Genomic DNA, 16,655 nt, shown 5'->3' with positions numbered 1-16,655 from the left:
CGGCGGAGATACTGGGCGTATGAAGCTCAGCCGCCCGGTCTCCTGGTTCCTGCTCGCCTTCGGGGTGTGGAGCTGGGTCATCTGGGTCACTTTCGTCAAAAACCTGATCAAGGACAGCAGCGGGCTCGCGTTCGACGACGGGGACCCGACGGCCTACTTCTGGGTGCATCTGCTGCTCGCCGTCGTGTCCTTCGTATGGGGGACGGTCATCGGGGTCATCGGGTTGCGCGGACTTCGCGCACTGCGCCGCACGTCATAGCGGCTGAGGGGACACACCAGCGTGGTCATCGTCTTCGTGCTCGTCGCACTGCTGGCACTGGGCGCCGTGGCGGCCGCCAACTGGTACGTCTGGCGGCGCCTGTTCCGCGACACCACCCGCGGTCCGGGCTGGGTGCGCCGGACCGGCGCGGTGCTGGTCGCGGGCGGCTGGGCCCTCGCCGTCACGGCGCTCGTCGCCGAGCGTGCCGGCGCGCCGTTCTGGCTCCAGCGGGTGCTCGCCTGGCCCGGCTTCCTGTGGCTGGCCCTGTCGGTCTACCTGCTGCTGGCGGTGCTGGCGGGCGAGCTCGTCCGACCGCTGCTGCGGCGCTTCCTGGAACGGCGCGCGTCCGCGGCCCAGCCGCAGCCCCGGGCGCAGGCGCCGGTGCCCGCGGCGGCGGGCGCGCCGGGTTCCGCGGGCTCGGGCGCGGCGGACGCCGACGCCCCGGCGCCCGCCGAGCCCGAGCCCGCGGCCGGACCGGCGGACGGCACCGGCGCCTCCCGGCCCCTCGCCGTGCCCTCCCGGCGGCTGTTCGTCTCCCGGGTGGTCGGCGGCGCGGCGGCGGCCGCGGCCGTCGCCACCGTGGGCCACGGCACCTACGGCGTGCTGCGCGGCCCGAAGGTGAAGCGGGTGACCGTCCCGCTGGCCAAGCTGCCGCGCGCGGCGCACGGTTACCGCATCGCGGTGGTCAGCGACGTCCACCTCGGCCCGGTGCTCGGCCGGTCGTTCGCGCAGAAGGTCGTCGACACGATCAACGCCACGCAGCCCGACCTGATCGCCGTCGTCGGCGACCTGGTGGACGGCACGGTCGAGGACCTCGCCCCCGCGGTGGCCCCCCTCGCCCAGCTGAGGGCGCGGCACGGCGCGTACTTCGTGACCGGCAACCACGAGTACTTCTCCGGCGCCGAGGCGTGGGTCGAGCAGGTGCGCCGCCTGGGGCTGCGGCCCCTGGAGAACGCCCGCCGCGAGCTGGCGCACTTCGACCTGGCCGGCGTGAACGACGTACGCGGCGAGGCAGAGGGCCAGGGCCCGGACTACGCCAGGGCCCTCGGCGACCGGGACCCGGCACGCGCGTGCGTGCTGCTCGCCCACCAGCCGGTCCAGATCCACGAGGCCGTCGAGCACGGCGTCGACCTCCAGCTGTCCGGCCACACCCACGGCGGCCAGCTCTGGCCCGGCAACCTCGTCGCCTCCGCCGCCAACCCGACCCTCGCGGGCCTGGAACGCTACGGCGACACCCAGCTGTACGTCAGCCGGGGCGCGGGCGCGTGGGGCCCGCCGACCCGCGTGGGGGCGCCGTCGGACATCACGGTGATCGAACTGGCATCACGCCAGGCCTGACACGCACGCCTCACGGCATGCGTCCGGCGGCACCGCCGGGCCCCGACGGCGGCCGTCGTCAGGACTTCTTGCCGGGGTCGGGCAGTGCCTTCGTCATCCCCGGCAGGAAGTCCCGGAACAGCTCGTGCACGTCCCGCACCAGCGGGCGCAACACCCGGAAACGGGCCAGCGCGACACCGCGCGCGGTGAGCCGGGCGCCGCGCTCGGCGAGCCGGTAGCTGCGCTCGCGCCCCTCGGTCCGGTCGAAGATCCAGTACAGGACGAGCCCCATCTGGGACAGCCACATCAACTCGGGCAGGACGTCCCGCAGTTCCTCCGGCACCTTCGTCCTCGACCCGGCCAGCACCTCGCGGTGGATGCCGATGACCTCCTCGCGCGCGTGCTGCGACTCCGGGGAGAACGGGCTGAGCGGGCTGTCCGGGTCGGCCGCGTTCTTGAAGAACTGCACCGCGAACTCGTGGTACGGCGTGGCGACGTCCAGCCACGCCTTCAGCACGCCCGCGAGCCGGGCCTCCAGGTCGGTCTCCCGGTCCAGGACCTCCCGGACCGCCGCCCGGTGGTCGGTGGCGATCCGGTCGTAGAAGCCCTGGATCAGGTGTTCCTTGCCCGCGAAGTAGTAGTAGGCGTTGCCGACGGAGACCCCGGCCTCCTGGGCGATGGCCCGCATCGTGGTCCGGTCGTAACCGCGTTCCTGGAACAGCCGCATGGCCGTCTCCAGGATCAGGGCGCGGGTCTGCTCGGACTTGCTGGGCGGGGCGGCGCCGTCGGGGCCGTCGTTCTTCGCGGGCACGGGAACAGAGCCTAACGTCAGGAGGAGGTGGCCCGGTGCGGGCCGCAGCCACCGGCGTCACAGGCCGACGGGTCGTACGCCCAGCCCCGGTCCGGGGCGTACACCCAGCCGTCGGCCCGCCGGTGGACCCGCCCGCCCCCCTGCCCGCCGCGCCACCTGGCGGCGGCCAGCACCGCGCCCCTGGCGAGCCTGGTGCCGGCCGGGGTGCTCAGACGGTGGGCGAGCGGGCGGTGCTCGCGCAACGCCCACAGGGTGACGACCCAGGCGGCGGCACCCCGGTAGACCTGGCCGGTGTCGCCGACGACGGTGATCTCGTCGAGGGTGGCCCGGTGGTCCAGGCCCGGGAAGCGCCGCCGGGCGTCCTCGGAGCCGGCCGGCACGAGCTCCAGCGGCACGAGTTGGGCCTGGCGGCTCAGCCAGTCGCGCAGGTACGCGCACAGGGAGCACTCGGCGTCGTAGAGCACGGTGAGCCCGCGGACCGGGACGCGCGCGGCGCCCCGGTCCGTCCCGACCGGCACGGCGCGCCGGTCCCCCGTGTCCGGCACGGCGCTCACGCTCCCGCGGCCGGGGCGACCCAGTCCTGGGGCGCGACCGGCGGCACCTGCTCGCGCTCCATGGCTCCGCGCCGCCGGATGCGGTTCAGGACGTACACGTTGCCCAGGTGCATGACGCCGAGCACCAGCAGGACCACGCCGACCTTGGTCGACAGGGCCTCGAAGACGCCCCGGGTGTCGGCGACGGTCCCGTCGTCGCTCAGGTAGAGCGCGACGAAGCCGAGGTTGACGAGGTAGAAGCCGACCACCAGGAGGTGGTTGACGGCGTCGGCGAGCTTCTCGTTGCCCCGCAGCACGTCGGCCAGGAAGACCCGCCCGTGGTGACTGAGCGTCCGGGCCACCCAGACGGTCAGCGCGATGCTGACCGCGAGGTAGATGACGTAGGCGATGACTGTGCGGTCCATGGCCCCCACCCTCTCTTGAACACGTTCAAAAACGCTGTCGAGGATGACTGTAGACCTGTTTTTGAACACGTTCAACAGGCGCGGGTGTGGGCTGGGTTACGGTCGCCGCCCGAGCTCCGGCCGTCGCGTGTAGTCCGTGAAGCCGACGACGTTCCCCCACGGGTCGGCGATCTCGACGGTCCAGCCGGTGGCGGTGGGGAACGGTTCGTCCAGCGGCACGATGCCCGCCGCGCGCATCGCGCGGCACGCCGCCCGGGCGTCGGGCACCTCGAGCCACACGCGCGTGGCGGGCCACGGCGGCGGGCGGTGCCCGAACTCGTCCTCGACGCGCAGCAGGACGCCGGGCGTCTCGCCGCCGACCTTGAGCTGCGCGATCCCGGCCTCGTCCAGCCGGAAGGCCACCGGGAACCCGGCCCGCTCGTAGAACTCCACGGCCCGGCCGAGGTCCCCGACGGGCAGCAGCACGTTGTCGAACCCGAGCAGTTCGTACGACTCCTCATCTGACATACCGTCAGAATAGGCCGATGATCTCCCGGCGCCCGTGATTTCCCGTGCCGGGAAAACGCCGGGGGCCCCGCCTGGTGAACAGGCGGGGCCCCCGGACGGAGAGTGGACGAGCAGATCAGAAGCGGCGCGTGATGAGCGCCCGCTTCACCTCCGCGATCGCCTTCGTGACCTCGATACCGCGCGGGCAGGCGTCCGTGCAGTTGAAGGTCGTGCGGCAGCGCCACACGCCGTCGCGGTCGTTGAGGATCTCCAGGCGCTGCTCGCCGGCCTCGTCACGCGAGTCGAAGATGAACCGGTGCGCGTTGACGATGGCCGCCGGGCCGAAGTACTGCCCGTCGTTCCAGAACACCGGGCACGAGGACGTGCACGCGGCGCACAGGATGCACTTCGTCGTGTCGTCGAAGCGCTCGCGGTCCTCGGCGGACTGCAGCCGCTCGCGCGTGGGCTCGTTCGTGTCCTTCGTGATCAGGAAGGGCATCACGTCCCGGTACGCCTGGAAGAACGGCTCCATGTCGACCACGAGGTCCTTCAGGACCGTCAGGCCCTTGATGGGCTCGACCGTGATCGGCTTCTCCGGGTTGATGTCCTTGATCAGCGTCTTGCACGCCAGGCGGTTCTTGCCGTTGATCCGCATGGCGTCCGAACCGCAGATGCCGTGGGCGCAGGAGCGGCGGAAGGTCAGCGAGCCGTCCAGGTCCCACTTGATCTTGTGGAGACCGTCGAGGACGCGCTCCTTGGGGTCGATCTCCAGCTGGAAGTCTTCCCAGGACGCCTCCGCCGAGACCTCCGGGTTGAAGCGGCGGACCCGGAAGGTGACGGTGATGTACGGCGAGGCCGCGGACGCCGAGTCCGGGGTGTCGGCCTTGTCCAGAACAGGGGTTGCCATCAGTACTTACGCTCCATCGGCTGGTAGCGGGTCTGGACGACCGGCTTGTAGTCGAGTCGGACGGTCTCGGTGCCGTCGTCGCCCACCTCGCGGTACGCCATGGTGTGGCGCATGAAGTTGACGTCGTCGCGGTTCGGGTAGTCCTCGCGGTAGTGGCCGCCGCGGGACTCCTTGCGGGCCAGCGCGGAGACCGCCATGACCTCGGCCAGGTCGAGCAGGTTGCCCAGCTCGATGGCCTCCAGGAGGTCCGTGTTGAACCGCTTGCCCTTGTCCTGGATCGCCACGTTCTTGTACCGCTCGCGCAGCTCGGCGATCTTCTCGACCGCCGTCTTGATGGTCTGCTCGGTGCGGAACACCATCACGTTGGCGTCCATGGTCTCCTGCAGCTCGCGCCGCAGGGTGGCCACCCGCTCGTTGCCGGTGGACGAGCGCAGCCGCTCGATCTGCTCCAGCACGAAGGACTCGGGGGCCTCGGGCAGCTCCACGAAGTCCGCGCCCTGGGAGTACTCGGCGGCGGCGATGCCCGCGCGCTTGCCGAACACGTTGATGTCCAGCAGCGAGTTGGTGCCGAGCCGGTTGGCGCCGTGCACGGACACGCAGGCGACCTCACCGGCGGCGTACAGACCCGGCACGACGGTGGTGTTGTCCGCCAGGACCTCACCCTCGACGTTGGTCGGGATGCCGCCCATCGCGTAGTGCGCGGTGGGCTGGATCGGGATCGGGTCCGTGTACGGCTCGATGCCCAGGTAGGTCCGCGCGAACTCGGTGATGTCCGGGAGCTTGGCGTCCAGCTGCTCCGGCGGCAGGTGGGTCAGGTCCAGGAAGACGTGGTCGCCCTCGGGACCGCAGCCGCGGCCCTCGCGGATCTCCGTGTAGATGGACCGGGAGACGACGTCACGGGACGCGAGGTCCTTCATGACCGGCGCGTACTTCTCCATGAAGCGCTCGCCGTCCTTGTTGCGGAGGATGCCGCCCTCACCGCGGGCGCCCTCCGTCAGCAGGATGCCCATGCGCCAGATGCCGGTCGGGTGGAACTGGAAGAACTCCATGTCCTCCAGCGGGATGCCCCGGCGGTAGACGGCGGCCTGGCCGTCACCGGTCAGCGTGTGCGCGTTGGACGTCACCTTGAAGAACTTGCCGCAGCCGCCGGACGCGTAGATCACGGCCTTCGCCTGGAAGACGTGGATCTCGCCGGTCGCCAGCTCGTACGCCACGACACCGGCCGACTTCTTGACGCCGTCGACCTCGGTGATCAGCTGGTCCAGGACGTAGAACTCGTTGAAGAACTCCACGCCCTCCTTGACGCAGTTCTGGTACAGCGTCTGGAGGATCATGTGGCCGGTGCGGTCGGCCGCGTAGCAGGACCGGCGGACCGGCGCCTCGCCGTGGTTGCGGGAGTGACCGCCGAAGCGGCGCTGGTCGATGGTGCCGTTCGGGGTCCGGTTGAACGGCAGGCCCATCTTCTCCAGGTCGAGGACGGAGTCGATGGCCTCCTTCGCCAGGATCTCGGCGGCGTCCTGGTCGACCAGGTAGTCACCGCCCTTGACCGTGTCGAAGGTGTGCCACTCCCAGTTGTCCTCCTCCACGTTGGCGAGCGCGGCGGCCATGCCGCCCTGCGCGGCGCCCGTGTGGGAGCGGGTGGGGTAGAGCTTGGTCAGCACGGCGGTGCGGCTGCGCTTCGTCGACTCGATGGCGGCGCGCATACCGGCGCCACCGGCGCCGACGATGACGGTGTCGTACTTGTGGATCTTCATGATTCTCGCAGCCCCGTGCCTAGCGGATGTTCGGGTCGAAGGTGAAGATCACCAGCGTGCCCAGCAGGATGGTGAACACCGTGGCGGTGTAGAGCAGGCCCTTGAGCCACAGCCGGGTGTTCGCGCGCTCCGCGTAGTCGTTGATGACCGTGCGCAGGCCGATGGTGCCGTGCAGCATCGCGAGCCACAGCATGAGCAGGTCCCAGACCTGCCAGAAGGGGGACGCCCAGCGGCCGGCCACGAAGGCGAAGCCGATCTTCGACACGCCGCCGTCCAGCACGAGCTGGATCAGCAGGTGGCCGATGACCAGGACGACCAGCACCACGCCGGACAGGCGCATGAACAGCCAGCCGTACAGCTCGAAGTTGCCGCGGGTGGACTTCGGCGTCTTCGTGGTGCGCTTGCGCGGGGCCTCGATGAGGGGTGCGGGGTTGTCGACGCTGTAGAGGGAGGCGCCCTCCACGGGACCGACACCGGCGGTAGTGGTTTCAGTGGACTCAGTGGACATGGACGTCAGCTCCCGAAGAGTTCACGAGCGGCGTGGCCGAGGACGGGGTAGATCGCCCCGAGCATCAGCACGGCCCACAGGCCGACGACGGACCAGAGCATCTGCTTCTGGTAGCGCGAGCCCTTCGACCAGAAGTCGACGGCGATGACACGCAGACCGTTGAGCGCGTGGAAGAGGATGGCGGCGACGAGGCCGTACTCCAGCAGCGCGACGATCGGCGTCTTGTACGTGGCCACGACCTTGTCGTAGGCCTCGGGAGAGACACGGACGAGAGCGGTGTCCAGGACGTGGACGAACAGGAAGAAGAAGATGAGGACGCCGGTGACTCGGTGAGCCACCCAGGACCACATTCCTTCCCGGCCGCGGTACAGCGTTCCAGCCGGCACGGAAGTTTCCTCCGGGAGCGGGGATTGGGGCCGCGCCGGCTTCTGTGTCGGTCGGGCCCGGCCGGGTACGGTCCACCGGCCCCCAGCATCGTAGCCATGTGCCGCCGCCGGGCTTACGGGGGGCCTGCCGGTGTGATCAATGTGGCACGCGTTCGGGTTACCGTGTACGGCTTCCGTGGCGGTCTGCCCCGTTATCCGCCGGGTGCCGCGCCGTCCCGGCCCCTTGCGCCCCACGCGGCGTCCAGGAGGCGTTTCTTGGCCAGCCTGCGGAGTTGGTCCGCCGCCACGATCCGCTCCTCCTCCGGATCGTTTGCCAATCGTGACCGGATGCCTTCCAGGACCCGGTCCAGTATTTCGCCGACGGGCGTGTCGCCGAGGTAAATGACGAACACGTGTCCGAATCTGGCCTCGTAGGCGGCGTGCGCGGCGCTCAGGGCAGTGTGCGCCGCGGCGTAGGTGTCGGCCGGAAGCGCGGGCAGCGACTCGGCGGCCAGCGCCTCCGCGAGATCCGCCGGGCCCAGGTCGTAGGCCGCCTCGTCCGCGGCGGCGAGCAGGGCGCCCAGGTCGGGGTACGGGCGGTGGGCCACGATGCGGTCGGCCCAGCTCACGCTGGAGAGGCAGGAGAGGAGAACGCCTCGCACGGTGTCGGCCGGCGCCGTGTTGAAGTGCTCCAGCGGGGAAAACGTGCCGCGCTGTTGTTCCGGTATGGCGACCCGGCCGGGGAGGTCTGGGAGACGGTGCGCAGGCAGCGTGGGTCCTCGTGGGCGTCGCGTGGGGATCGGCAGGGGATGTGTGAGAGATGTGCCGCCACGTTATCGAGGGTGGTCACAACGTGTCCGGCGGATGCCCGGATTTCACCCGGACGGGAGAGTTTAGGAACGTGCGGTGGACGGTTCTCTGCATACGGTGGGCGCGATGAGTCAGCACAGGCGCCGGGAACCGGCGCGAACGGTGAAGCAGCGGCGGGTCGTGGCGGCGGCGGTCGTCGGAGTCCTCGCCGTCGCTGGCCTGGGCGTCGGCCTCTGGGCGGCCACCGGCGACGACGGCGACCCGGCCGACCGGGCCACCGGCGCCGCCCCGACCACGTCGGCCGAGCGCAGCCCGAGCCCCACGCGCACCTACCCGCTGTCCACGGCGCCCCGCACGATCCCCGCGGTGCGCGACCACACGCCGGCGCGCGGCCCCGGCTGGCGCCCCGAGCGCGGCAACCGCGTGGTCGTGGCCGACGCCGACCTGGCCGACGAGGGCCGGCTCGTGGCCGGTGAGCTGGGGCTCCGTTACGCGGGCGAGAAGGACGACGTGCGCGAGGGCGACCTGCGGCTGGCGCTGAACGGCGACGAGGGCGCGAACCCGGAGTCGTACACCATGACCGTGCGCGGCGGGCGGGTCACCATCAGCGGGCCGGCCGACGCGGGCGTCTTCTACGGCACCCGCACCCTCAAGCAGGAGGTGCGCGACGGCGGCACCGCCCCGGAGGGCGTCGTGCGGGACGAGCCGGCCAAGCCGCGGCGCGGGTTCATGCTGGACATCGCGCGCAAGCACTTCAGCGCCGACTGGATCGAGGACCGGGTCCGCGAGCTCGGCGACCTGAAGTTCAACGAGCTGGGCCTGCACTTCTCCGACGACCAGGCCTTCCGCATCGAGTCCGACACGCACCCCGAGATCGTGTCGCGGGACCACCTGACCAAGGCGCAGGTGAGGAAGATCGTCGACCTCGCGGCCGAACGGCACATCACGGTCGTCCCCGAGATCGACTCGCCCGGCCACCTCGGCGCCGTCATCGCCGCCCACCCGGACCTCCAGCTGCGCAACGTGAACGGCGTGGCCACCAGGGGCGCCATCGACATCTCCAAGGGCGAGGCCGCCGACATCGTCGACGACCTGCTGAACGAGTACGCCGGCCTGTTCCCCGGCGACCGGTGGCACCTCGGCGCCGACGAGTACCTGGCGCTGACCGCCTCCGACCCGGAGGCGTCCTACCCGCAACTGGCCGCCGCCGCGCGGGAGGCCCACGGGGCCGGCGCGACCGTCGCCGACCTCGCGACCGGCTGGCTCAACGACCGCGCCGACACCGTCCGCACCCACGACCGCACGCCCCGCGCCTGGAACGACGGCTTCTTCGCGGACACGTCCGTGAGCGCCGACAAGGACATCGAGGTCGCCTACTGGACGGGCAAGGAGATCGGCGCCCGGCAGCCGGCCGAGTACCTGAGCGCGGGCCGCAAGGTCCTCAACTACAACGACGAGTACCTGTACTACGTCCTCGGCGAGCCGCAGACCTTCGTCTATCCCACCGGAGAGCGGATCTACGAGCAGTGGACGCCGCGCGTGCTGCGCGGCAGCACCGCCGTGCCAGCCCGGTACGACGACCAGATCCTCGGCGGCAGCCTCGCCGTCTGGTGCGACCTGGCCAACTCCCAGACGCAGGAACAGGTCGCGGCCGGGATCCGGATGCCGCTGCGGGCGACCGTCCAGAAGCTGTGGGACCCGGACCGGCCCGAACTGTCCTGGGCCGAGTTCACGTCCCTGGCGGACCGCCTCGGCTGACGCCCCCGCGCGCCGCCGCCGGACGGGCCGCCGGGGCCGCGCGCACCGCGAACTGCGCCGCACTCCTTGACGTACCGGACCGCCGACCCCGACCCTTTGGCCGAAAACATCTTCTGCGCGCCGCTCGACCGGCTCGGCGTGGTGCCGCTGTGACACTCCCGGGCCGTCGCGCGCAGTAGGGGAAGGGCGCGGGTGCCGTGCGAAAGACGCCCGCTGACGTCCTGTGGAAGCCAGTGGAGTCCCCGGCGGACCCCGCAGAGGGAGGCGTGGATGAGCCTGGTGGAACTGATCGCACAGGCCGACGAACGGGGCCTGGCCGCGAGCGGGCTGGCTTGTTTGGATCGGTGCGTGCCCCTGCTGGGCGGCGACGACGAGGTGCTGCGCCCGCTGTGGGCCAGCCTCACCGACGACGCCGACACCGACTGGGCCGCCTGCCTGGAGCAGGTCCGCGGCAAGCTGGAGGCGGAGCCGGCGGGCGAGGACGCGGCCGGGGACGAGGCCGTGCTGCTGGCCCGCGGCATGCTGGCCCACGCCCCGGCCGACCGGCTGTCCGCCGACGTACGCGTGTGGGCCGACGCCTGCTCCGTCGCCTCGCTCCGGATCCACCGGCTGCTCGACCCCGGCGACGACGAGGATCCGGTCGACGCGCGCCGCGAGGGCCGTACGGAGGACATGTCGCCGCTGGTCGCCGCCGAACTGCGCCGCCAGACCGCCGTCCTCGAACTGCTCGCCGGGCACGGCGGGGCCGGGCTGCGTCCCGCGCTGGAGGTCTCGACGGAGGGCCGGCGCGTGCTGCGCGCGGTCGTGTCGCGGCGGGCGCGCGGCCGGAGCTGACCCGGGAACAGGCACCGCTCCTCAGGTCCGTCCCCGCCGTCTCCGGAATCGTCAACCGGGTGAATAAACCTCGCCCGTGGGGGAGTTCTGTGACCTTTCCGGGGCGGTCGCGCGGCGGATGCGGGCGCGCTGCGGCGGTCCTGCACGAGTCCGGGGGACCGGCCGGGTCGGCGTGACGTTTCCCCGCCGCGCCGCGCTTCTCCCCATGTGACGAGTGCGACGACTGTGACGACACAGCACGAATCCAGGCCCTCCGCCGCGTCCAAGCCGTCCCGCTGGGCGGCCGACACGGTGGCGGCGATGCGGGAAGGGGCGCGGCTGCGGCTCGACTACTCGGCGCAGAGTCTGTGGAGCGTCGACCGGATGATCGACGGCATGCGGCGCGAGGCGCCGCCGCCCGCCGCGGTGGACGTGGTGCTGCGGGGGTTCGGGGCGTACGCCGGTGAGGTGATCGCCCGGCAGACCGGCGGCGAGTGGTGGGCGTCGGGCGGCGACTACTGGGTGCGGACGCCGGACGGGCGGCTGTGGGACCCCATCGACGAGGCCCGGCGGTGCTTCAGCGGCGGCGGGTCCCTGCGCTTGCTGTGCCGGGACGCGACGGCCGCCGAGCGGCCCGACTGACGGTCCGACTGACGGTCCGACTGGCGGTCCGACTGACGGTCCGGCCGACGGTCGCCGTCGGGACGCTCGGAGGTGTGCGGCCCGGCGCTGTCGGGCCGCCACGCCCGCCCGCCCGCGCCCGCCCGCTCCCGGGACCGCGGACCGACGGTGCCACCGCCCCGCGGTCACGCGGACGTGCAGCGGCCGGGGTCCCCGCAGTGGGGCCCCGGCCGCTGCCGCATGTGCCGGTGTTACGGCGTCAGGGTCTGGCCCAGACGCGCGTCCGTCGGGGTTCCGAGCGCCGTCTTGCTGTAGATGACGGCGTCGGAGTAGCCGAGGCCCGTGCTGTTGCTCGGCACGTGGAGCAGGATGCCGTCCGTGCCGTCCTCGCCGTCCGCGCCGAACGTCAGGTCCGCGCGGCCGTAGCCCGACAGGTCCGCCAGGGTCACCGACGAACCGAGGCGGTCGTCCGTCTCCGTGGAGCCGGGGACGCCCGAGGTGTCCTGCGAGACGCTGATCGAGCCCGAGCCCGTCAGGCCGGACGAGGTGCCCTTGAACAGGATCGCGTTGCCCGCGTTGGAGCGGTTCGCGCCGTCCCTGGTCAGGTCCTCGCCGGGCGCGCCCGCGAGGGCGTCCGCGTAGCCGTCGGCGTTGAAGTCGCCGACCGACACCCAGCTGCCCAGGGCGTCACCGGACTCGTTGCCGCCCGGCACGGACGCCGTGTCCTGGTGCAGGACCTTCATGCCGGTCGTGGTGAAACCGGACGACGTGCCGTGGACCATCGTGATCTGGCCGCCCGACGCCGTCCCGCCGGCCTCGGCGGCGACCGGCTGGCCGATGACGATGTCGTCGTAGCCGTTGTTGTCGATGTCGCCCGCCGCGATCGAGCGGCCGCCCTTGACGGAGATGACCCCGACCTTGGTCAGGCCCGTCGCCGAGCCGGCGAAGCGGACCACACGGCCGGTGCCGCCGGTGTCGCGGTAGTTGAGGGCGACGTCCGCGTAACCGTCCCGGTTGAAGTCGCCGCTCGCGGCGTCCAGGTAGGCGACGGAGCCCGTGGCGCTGGTGAGTCTGCCCGCCGTGACCTTGTTCTTGTAGAGCCAGACGTTCCAGTTGCCGCCACCGCCGGTGCCCGCCGAGAAGACGTCCGCCGTGCCGTCGCCGTTGAAGTCGCCGACGGCGACCGTGGAGCCGAGCTTCGCGCCCTTCGCCGTGACGTTCGACGTGGTGTACGAGAAGCCGGTGGTCAGCGCCGGTCCGTACATCACCGTGACCGCGCCCCGGTCGGCGTTGCCGCTGGTGTCGTCCTCGCCGGGCACGCCGATCGCGAGGTCGGCGTAGCCGTCGCCGTTGACGTCGCCCCAGGCGGTCGAGGCGCCGAAGTTGTCACCGCTCTCGGAGGAGCCGGGCACGCCCGGGCTGCTCTGGGTCAGCGACACCTTGGAGGCGGTCACCGGGCCGTTGACGCTGCCCGGCACGATCTTGACCGCGTTGGCCTTCGGGACACCCGCGACCAGGTCGTTCACGCCGTCCCGGTTGACGTCGGAGGTGGCCAGGGCGTGCGAGATGCCCGGCGTCTTCGCGGTCGTCGCGATCCGGGACAGCTTCGGGTAGAGGTTGGCGCCCGGGCAGGCCGTGTAGTTGGTGTCCCGGTGGCCGAACACCCGCGGCAGCGTGACCGACTGGCCCTTGGGGATCTTGTTGCCGTCGACGCCCGCGTCCACGCCCGAGGTCAGCGTGACCCTGCCGGTCGGGTCGATGCCGTACATCCCGAACTTCCAGGCGACGATCCGGGAGATGGCGTCCAGCGCGGCCCGGCTGGGCTGCGCCTTCTCGAAGTTGCCGAGGTAGGAGATGCCGACCGTGTTGGTGTTGAAGCCGACGTCGTGCGCGCCGGTCACCGGCAGGTCCATGCCGCCGCTGCGGCCCTCGAAGATCTGGCCGCACTTGTCGACCATGAAGTTGTAGCCGATGTCGTAGTAGCCGCGGGCGAAGTGCTCCTGCTGGATGGAGCGCAGCCGGGCCTTCGACTGGGCGCAGGACAGCGTGTTGTCGCTGTCGATGCCGGTGTGGTGGACGACGGCCGCCTTGATCTCGGTGCCGTAGCCCGGCGTGCCGTCGTAGTCCGTCGAGGCGCCCCACTCGGCCTGCGTGATCACCGGCGGTTTCACGACCGTGGAGGGCCGGGGCTCGGGGACCGTCGGGGTCGGGGAGGGCGTGGGGGACGCCGAGCCGGTGGGCGACTCGCTGACCGTCGGCGACGCGGTGGGCGTGCCCGGCTCGGTGGTCGGCGGCTCGGTCGTGGCCGGGGGCGTGGTCGCCGGGTCGGTCGTCGCCGATTCGGTGGCCGGCGGTTGCGTGGTCGCCGGGGCCGTCGTCTCCGCCGCGAACGCCGCCGGCTTCAGGCCGCCCTTCGGGTCCGTGCCCGGGTCGAGCAGCTTGACGTCCATACCGGCCGGCTGGCCGCCCGCCTCGGTGCCGTCGGCGTTCACGACGCGCACCTCGATGCCGTCGGAGTCGCCGGTCCACGCCGAGACGGTGCCGCCGCGCACGGCGGCCCGCTCGGCCTCGGCGCCCTCGGCCTGGTTCGGCTCGACGTCCAGCTGCTGCCAGCCCGACCACTTGCCGGTCTCGATGTCGCGGGTCCGCACCTCGGGCGTGCCCTTGACCTTGGCGTCCGGGTCGTTCCAGGTCACCAGGACCGCGCTGAAGCGGTCGGTGCCCCGCTTGTCGAGGCCCTTGCGGCCGGAGCCCTCGTTCTGCAGCTTCAGTGTGTGGATGGACGGCTTGCGGCCCTGTGACCTGTCGTCCGAGGGCGCGGACGGATCCGCGACCGCGTAGGTGACGATGCCCGCTCCGCTCAGCACGACGGCGCCGGCCGTCAGCCAGGCGCGTCTTTTGAGACTGAGCGGCTTGTACGCACGGGTCGTACGAGGACTCAACTACCCCACCCCTAGAAGGAAAAGAACACGGTGAAACGGCCGTGCCGTCCCGTGTGCGCGACTCTCACGCGCCGTCTCCAGTGGAGAACCGGGCGGTTATACCGCACCCGGATTGGTCCACTCCACCGAGCGGACAAACCGTGCCACGGGGCTTTCGGCCAGGGAAAACCGGACACCGCGGGCGGTGGACGCGTGCTGTTCCCGCCCTCCCTGACTCGCGAGACGCCAGATGGTTGTACAGGGAAAGCGGTACGTCCGTGTGGCCATCGACACGTCCGGGGCCCGTGATGTTCGCGGTGCCCGCCCCGCTGGACAGCAGGGGAGGCGGCGGAGGCTTCCCCACCGGAGCAAAGGGGTGGGGTCCCATGACGACAGCCGACGAACGCACGCCGGGCGCGGCCGAGATGCCGGCCTGCGCCAGAACCTTCGTGACGCGCGTCACCGCCCGTAACCGGCTTCCCCTCGACTACTCCACGGCCAGCCTGCGCGTCGTCGACTTCCTCATCGACGGCCTGCGCAAGGGCGGCGCCGACCAGGAGCGGGCACGTTCCGCGCTGTTCGCGCTCGGCGCGTACGTCGGCGAGGTCCTCGTCCGCCGGGCGGGCGCGACATGGGTGGACTTCGACGCCGAGCAGCGGGCCTACTTCGGCCAGCCGGTGGGCGTGCGGATGCCGGACGGGCGGGTCTGGAACCCGCTCGGCAGGGTCCACAACCGCTTCCGGGCCGGCGACCCCGAGGACTCGCTGCAGACCTTCTACCTGACGCTGCACGGCAGGGCGCGGCGCGTCCGGCGCGCCGCCGCGTGAGCCACGGGGAGCGTGTCGCACCCAGGCACGCGGGGTGACCTGTGACACTTCTGTGAGGTCCGACGCTGATGACCGTGGGGGCGTGGGCACGGCCGAACGTGCCGCACGACGCGGAACCGCCACTCACTCGGTACGGACGAGGACAATTCTTGGGCCACGGAGGGGAACCCCGCCGCGCACAGGCGTACGACGGGGAATTGGGCGCGGCCGTCGCGCGGGCCCAGGAAGGCGACGAAGCCGCTTTCGCGGCCGCCTACCGGCTCGTGCAGCCCGGACTGCTCGGCTATCTGCGCGGACTCGTCGGGGACGAGGCCGAGGACGTGGCGTCCGACGCCTGGCTGGAGATCGCCCGGGACCTGGGGCGCTTCAAGGGCGACGGCGCCGGGTTCCGCGGCTGGACCGCGACGATCGCCCGGCACCGGGCACTGGACCACCTGCGCCGCCGCCGGGTACGGCCGCAGGGAACGACGCTCGAACAGGACGTCCTGGACCTGCCCGGCCCGCACAGCACCCACGAACAGGTGCTGGAGACCATGTCCACCGAGCAGGCCCTGAGCCTGGTCCGCGCCCTGCCGCGCGACCAGGCCGAGGCCGTGCTGCTGCGGGTCGTCATAGGCCTCGACGGTCCGGCTGCCGCCCGCGTCCTGGGCAAGCGGCCGGGCGCGGTGCGCACGGCCACCTACCGGGGACTGAAGCGTCTCGCCAAGCAGCTCGGCGCGGAGAGTGTGACGGATGAGGCTCCCCGAACGCTGGGGGAGTCGACATGAACTTCGCCGCCACCGGCGGCCCCGGCACGGCACGGGGCGCGCTGAACGGGCAGGGCGGGTCCCCCCGTAGGTCCGGGTGGACGGGCGTTCGTGCGACACGGACCGGTGACAGGCCCGGACGGAGACACGGAACCGGCGGCAGCGCGGGCGGAACAGGCGAGGACGGGTACGGACATGGGTGAACAGCAGAGCGACGGCGGGCGCACCGGCCGTCGGCGTGTGCACCCAGGCGATGATCCGGCGCCCGCGGGCTTCGAGGCGCTGCTCGCGGCTGCGCTGCGCGCGGACCACGGGGACGAGGAGGCCGTACGGCGCGCCGTGCACGCGTTCCGCGCCGCCCGGGACGCCGGTGCGCACCGGACCCGCACCCGCCGCCGGGACGACTGGCGCCCCCACGGGCGGCGCGGTGCCGGGCGCTCCCTCAAGACGGCTCTGTCGGTGCTGCTCGCCGGCTTCACCCTGGGCGGCGTCGCGTTCGCGGCGATCGGCGGCACGGACTCCTCCTCGCGGGGCGCCGGCGACGAACCCCGGCCGGCCGGCTCCTCGACGGGCGGACCCGGGCAGCAGGACACCGGCTCCGCCGCCTCCGCGTCGCGCTCCGCGTCCGCCTCGCCCGACAGCCCGGACGCCGCCCGGGACACCGAGGCCCGCTGCCGTGCCTACGAGCAGGTCAAGGGGCGCGGCAAGAGCCTGGAGGCGGCCGCCTGGCGGCGGCTCGTCGAGGTGGCCGGCGGCGAGAAGAAGGTCGACGGGTACTGCGCCCGCAGCCTGGC

17 protein-coding genes and 1 pseudogene are annotated in these 16,655 nt (G+C 72.2%); 8 read left to right on the top strand and 10 right to left on the bottom strand.

The features are described 5' to 3' along the window. The first annotated feature begins 19 nt into the window (after positions 1-19). On the top strand, positions 20-259 hold the full coding sequence (locus QC282_RS30115; RefSeq protein WP_279552750.1) for an SCO4848 family membrane protein: 240 nt from the start codon (positions 20-22) through the stop codon (positions 257-259). Positions 260-280: 21 nt separating this feature from the next. After that, positions 281-1,597, top strand: a complete 1,317-nt coding sequence (locus tag QC282_RS30110) for a metallophosphoesterase (RefSeq protein WP_279552749.1) — start codon at positions 281-283, stop codon at positions 1,595-1,597. A 58-nt stretch (positions 1,598-1,655) separates the two neighbouring features. Here the strand turns inward: QC282_RS30110 and QC282_RS30105 are convergent, their stop codons facing one another. The 9 genes from QC282_RS30105 to QC282_RS30065 form a co-directional block, all read right to left on the bottom strand. Then, on the bottom strand, positions 1,656-2,387 hold the full coding sequence (locus QC282_RS30105; RefSeq protein ID WP_279552748.1) for a TetR/AcrR family transcriptional regulator: 732 nt from the start codon (positions 2,385-2,387) through the stop codon (positions 1,656-1,658). Between the two features lie 17 nt (positions 2,388-2,404). After that, positions 2,405-2,905 carry a thiol-disulfide oxidoreductase DCC family protein gene (locus QC282_RS30100; RefSeq protein WP_279552773.1) on the bottom strand — a complete coding sequence of 167 codons (501 nt, stop codon included), beginning with the start codon at positions 2,903-2,905 and terminating at the stop codon, positions 2,405-2,407. 32 nt (positions 2,906-2,937) lie between these two features. Then, the gene (locus QC282_RS30095) at positions 2,938-3,345 is read right to left on the bottom strand and encodes a hypothetical protein (protein WP_279552747.1); all 408 of its coding nucleotides are present in this window, start codon (positions 3,343-3,345) and stop codon (positions 2,938-2,940) included. Positions 3,346-3,441: 96 nt separating this feature from the next. Further along, entirely contained in the window at positions 3,442-3,852 is a 411-nt protein-coding gene (locus tag QC282_RS30090; protein WP_279552746.1) for a VOC family protein, read from the bottom strand. Between the two features lie 115 nt (positions 3,853-3,967). Then, complete coding sequence (locus QC282_RS30085; protein WP_279552745.1) at positions 3,968-4,738, bottom strand: succinate dehydrogenase iron-sulfur subunit; 771 nt, start codon at positions 4,736-4,738, stop codon at positions 3,968-3,970. Further along, positions 4,738-6,492 carry a succinate dehydrogenase flavoprotein subunit gene (gene sdhA / locus QC282_RS30080; RefSeq protein WP_279552744.1) on the bottom strand — a complete coding sequence of 585 codons (1,755 nt, stop codon included), beginning with the start codon at positions 6,490-6,492 and terminating at the stop codon, positions 4,738-4,740. Before sdhA ends, QC282_RS30085 begins: the two co-directional genes overlap by 1 nt. 19 nt (positions 6,493-6,511) lie before the next feature. Further along, a complete protein-coding gene (sdhD, locus tag QC282_RS30075; RefSeq protein ID WP_279552743.1) occupies positions 6,512-7,000 on the bottom strand; it encodes a succinate dehydrogenase, hydrophobic membrane anchor protein in 489 nt (162 codons plus the stop codon). Positions 7,001-7,005: 5 nt separating this feature from the next. Further along, on the bottom strand, positions 7,006-7,386 hold the full coding sequence (sdhC, locus tag QC282_RS30070; protein ID WP_279552742.1) for a succinate dehydrogenase, cytochrome b556 subunit: 381 nt from the start codon (positions 7,384-7,386) through the stop codon (positions 7,006-7,008). 191 nt (positions 7,387-7,577) lie between these two features. Continuing rightward, on the bottom strand, positions 7,578-8,171 hold the full coding sequence (locus QC282_RS30065) for a 2-oxo-4-hydroxy-4-carboxy-5-ureidoimidazoline decarboxylase (protein WP_279552772.1): 594 nt from the start codon (positions 8,169-8,171) through the stop codon (positions 7,578-7,580). 130 nt (positions 8,172-8,301) lie between these two features. Here QC282_RS30065 and QC282_RS30060 point away from each other — a divergent pair, with 130 nt between their 5' ends. The 3 genes from QC282_RS30060 to QC282_RS30050 all read left to right on the top strand — a co-directional run bounded on the left by QC282_RS30060 (position 8,302) and on the right by QC282_RS30050 (position 11,388). Beyond that, positions 8,302-9,933 carry a glycoside hydrolase family 20 protein gene (locus QC282_RS30060; protein WP_279552741.1) on the top strand — a complete coding sequence of 544 codons (1,632 nt, stop codon included), beginning with the start codon at positions 8,302-8,304 and terminating at the stop codon, positions 9,931-9,933. 270 nt (positions 9,934-10,203) lie between these two features. Next, positions 10,204-10,767 carry a hypothetical protein gene (locus QC282_RS30055; protein WP_279552740.1) on the top strand — a complete coding sequence of 188 codons (564 nt, stop codon included), beginning with the start codon at positions 10,204-10,206 and terminating at the stop codon, positions 10,765-10,767. A gap of 225 nt (positions 10,768-10,992) precedes the next feature. Beyond that, on the top strand, positions 10,993-11,388 hold the full coding sequence (locus QC282_RS30050) for a hypothetical protein (RefSeq protein ID WP_279552739.1): 396 nt from the start codon (positions 10,993-10,995) through the stop codon (positions 11,386-11,388). A gap of 230 nt (positions 11,389-11,618) precedes the next feature. Here the strand turns inward: QC282_RS30050 and QC282_RS30045 are convergent, their stop codons facing one another. Continuing rightward, on the bottom strand, positions 11,619-14,309 hold the full coding sequence (locus tag QC282_RS30045; protein WP_279552738.1) for an FG-GAP-like repeat-containing protein: 2,691 nt from the start codon (positions 14,307-14,309) through the stop codon (positions 11,619-11,621). Between the two features lie 365 nt (positions 14,310-14,674). On the opposite strand from QC282_RS30045, the gene QC282_RS30040 reads away from it, so the two are divergent. The 3 genes and pseudogenes from QC282_RS30040 to QC282_RS30030 all read left to right on the top strand — a co-directional run. Further along, positions 14,675-15,115, top strand: a complete 441-nt coding sequence (locus QC282_RS30040) for a hypothetical protein (RefSeq protein WP_279552737.1) — start codon at positions 14,675-14,677, stop codon at positions 15,113-15,115. A 149-nt stretch (positions 15,116-15,264) separates the two neighbouring features. Further along, positions 15,265-15,882 carry an RNA polymerase sigma factor gene (locus tag QC282_RS30035; protein ID WP_279552736.1) on the top strand — a complete coding sequence of 206 codons (618 nt, stop codon included), beginning with the start codon at positions 15,265-15,267 and terminating at the stop codon, positions 15,880-15,882. Between the two features lie 174 nt (positions 15,883-16,056). Further along, positions 16,057-16,655 (top strand): annotated as a pseudogene (locus QC282_RS30030) (hypothetical protein); the annotation flags it as partial.

Source organism: Streptomyces sp. DH24, assembly GCF_029813775.1.
GTDB lineage: Bacteria > Actinomycetota > Actinomycetes > Streptomycetales > Streptomycetaceae > Streptomyces.
The sequence above is the reverse complement of the archived record's forward strand: the minus strand, read 5'-3'. Positions and strand labels throughout refer to the sequence as shown.

Excerpts from the sequence above, each read along its gene's own strand:
- QC282_RS30090 (WP_279552746.1), bottom strand. The coding sequence starts at position 3,852 with ATGTCAGATGAGGAGTCGTACGAACTGCTCGGGTTCGACAACGTGCTG.
- QC282_RS30115 (WP_279552750.1), top strand. The coding sequence starts at position 20 with ATGAAGCTCAGCCGCCCGGTCTCCTGGTTCCTGCTCGCCTTCGGGGTG.
- QC282_RS30085 (WP_279552745.1), bottom strand. The coding sequence starts at position 4,738 with ATGGCAACCCCTGTTCTGGACAAGGCCGACACCCCGGACTCGGCGTCC.
- sdhA (WP_279552744.1), bottom strand. The coding sequence starts at position 6,492 with ATGAAGATCCACAAGTACGACACCGTCATCGTCGGCGCCGGTGGCGCC.
- QC282_RS30060 (WP_279552741.1), top strand. The coding sequence starts at position 8,302 with ATGAGTCAGCACAGGCGCCGGGAACCGGCGCGAACGGTGAAGCAGCGG.
- QC282_RS30040 (WP_279552737.1), top strand. The coding sequence starts at position 14,675 with ATGACGACAGCCGACGAACGCACGCCGGGCGCGGCCGAGATGCCGGCC.
- QC282_RS30095 (WP_279552747.1), bottom strand. The coding sequence starts at position 3,345 with ATGGACCGCACAGTCATCGCCTACGTCATCTACCTCGCGGTCAGCATC.
- sdhD (WP_279552743.1), bottom strand. The coding sequence starts at position 7,000 with ATGTCCACTGAGTCCACTGAAACCACTACCGCCGGTGTCGGTCCCGTG.
- QC282_RS30055 (WP_279552740.1), top strand. The coding sequence starts at position 10,204 with ATGAGCCTGGTGGAACTGATCGCACAGGCCGACGAACGGGGCCTGGCC.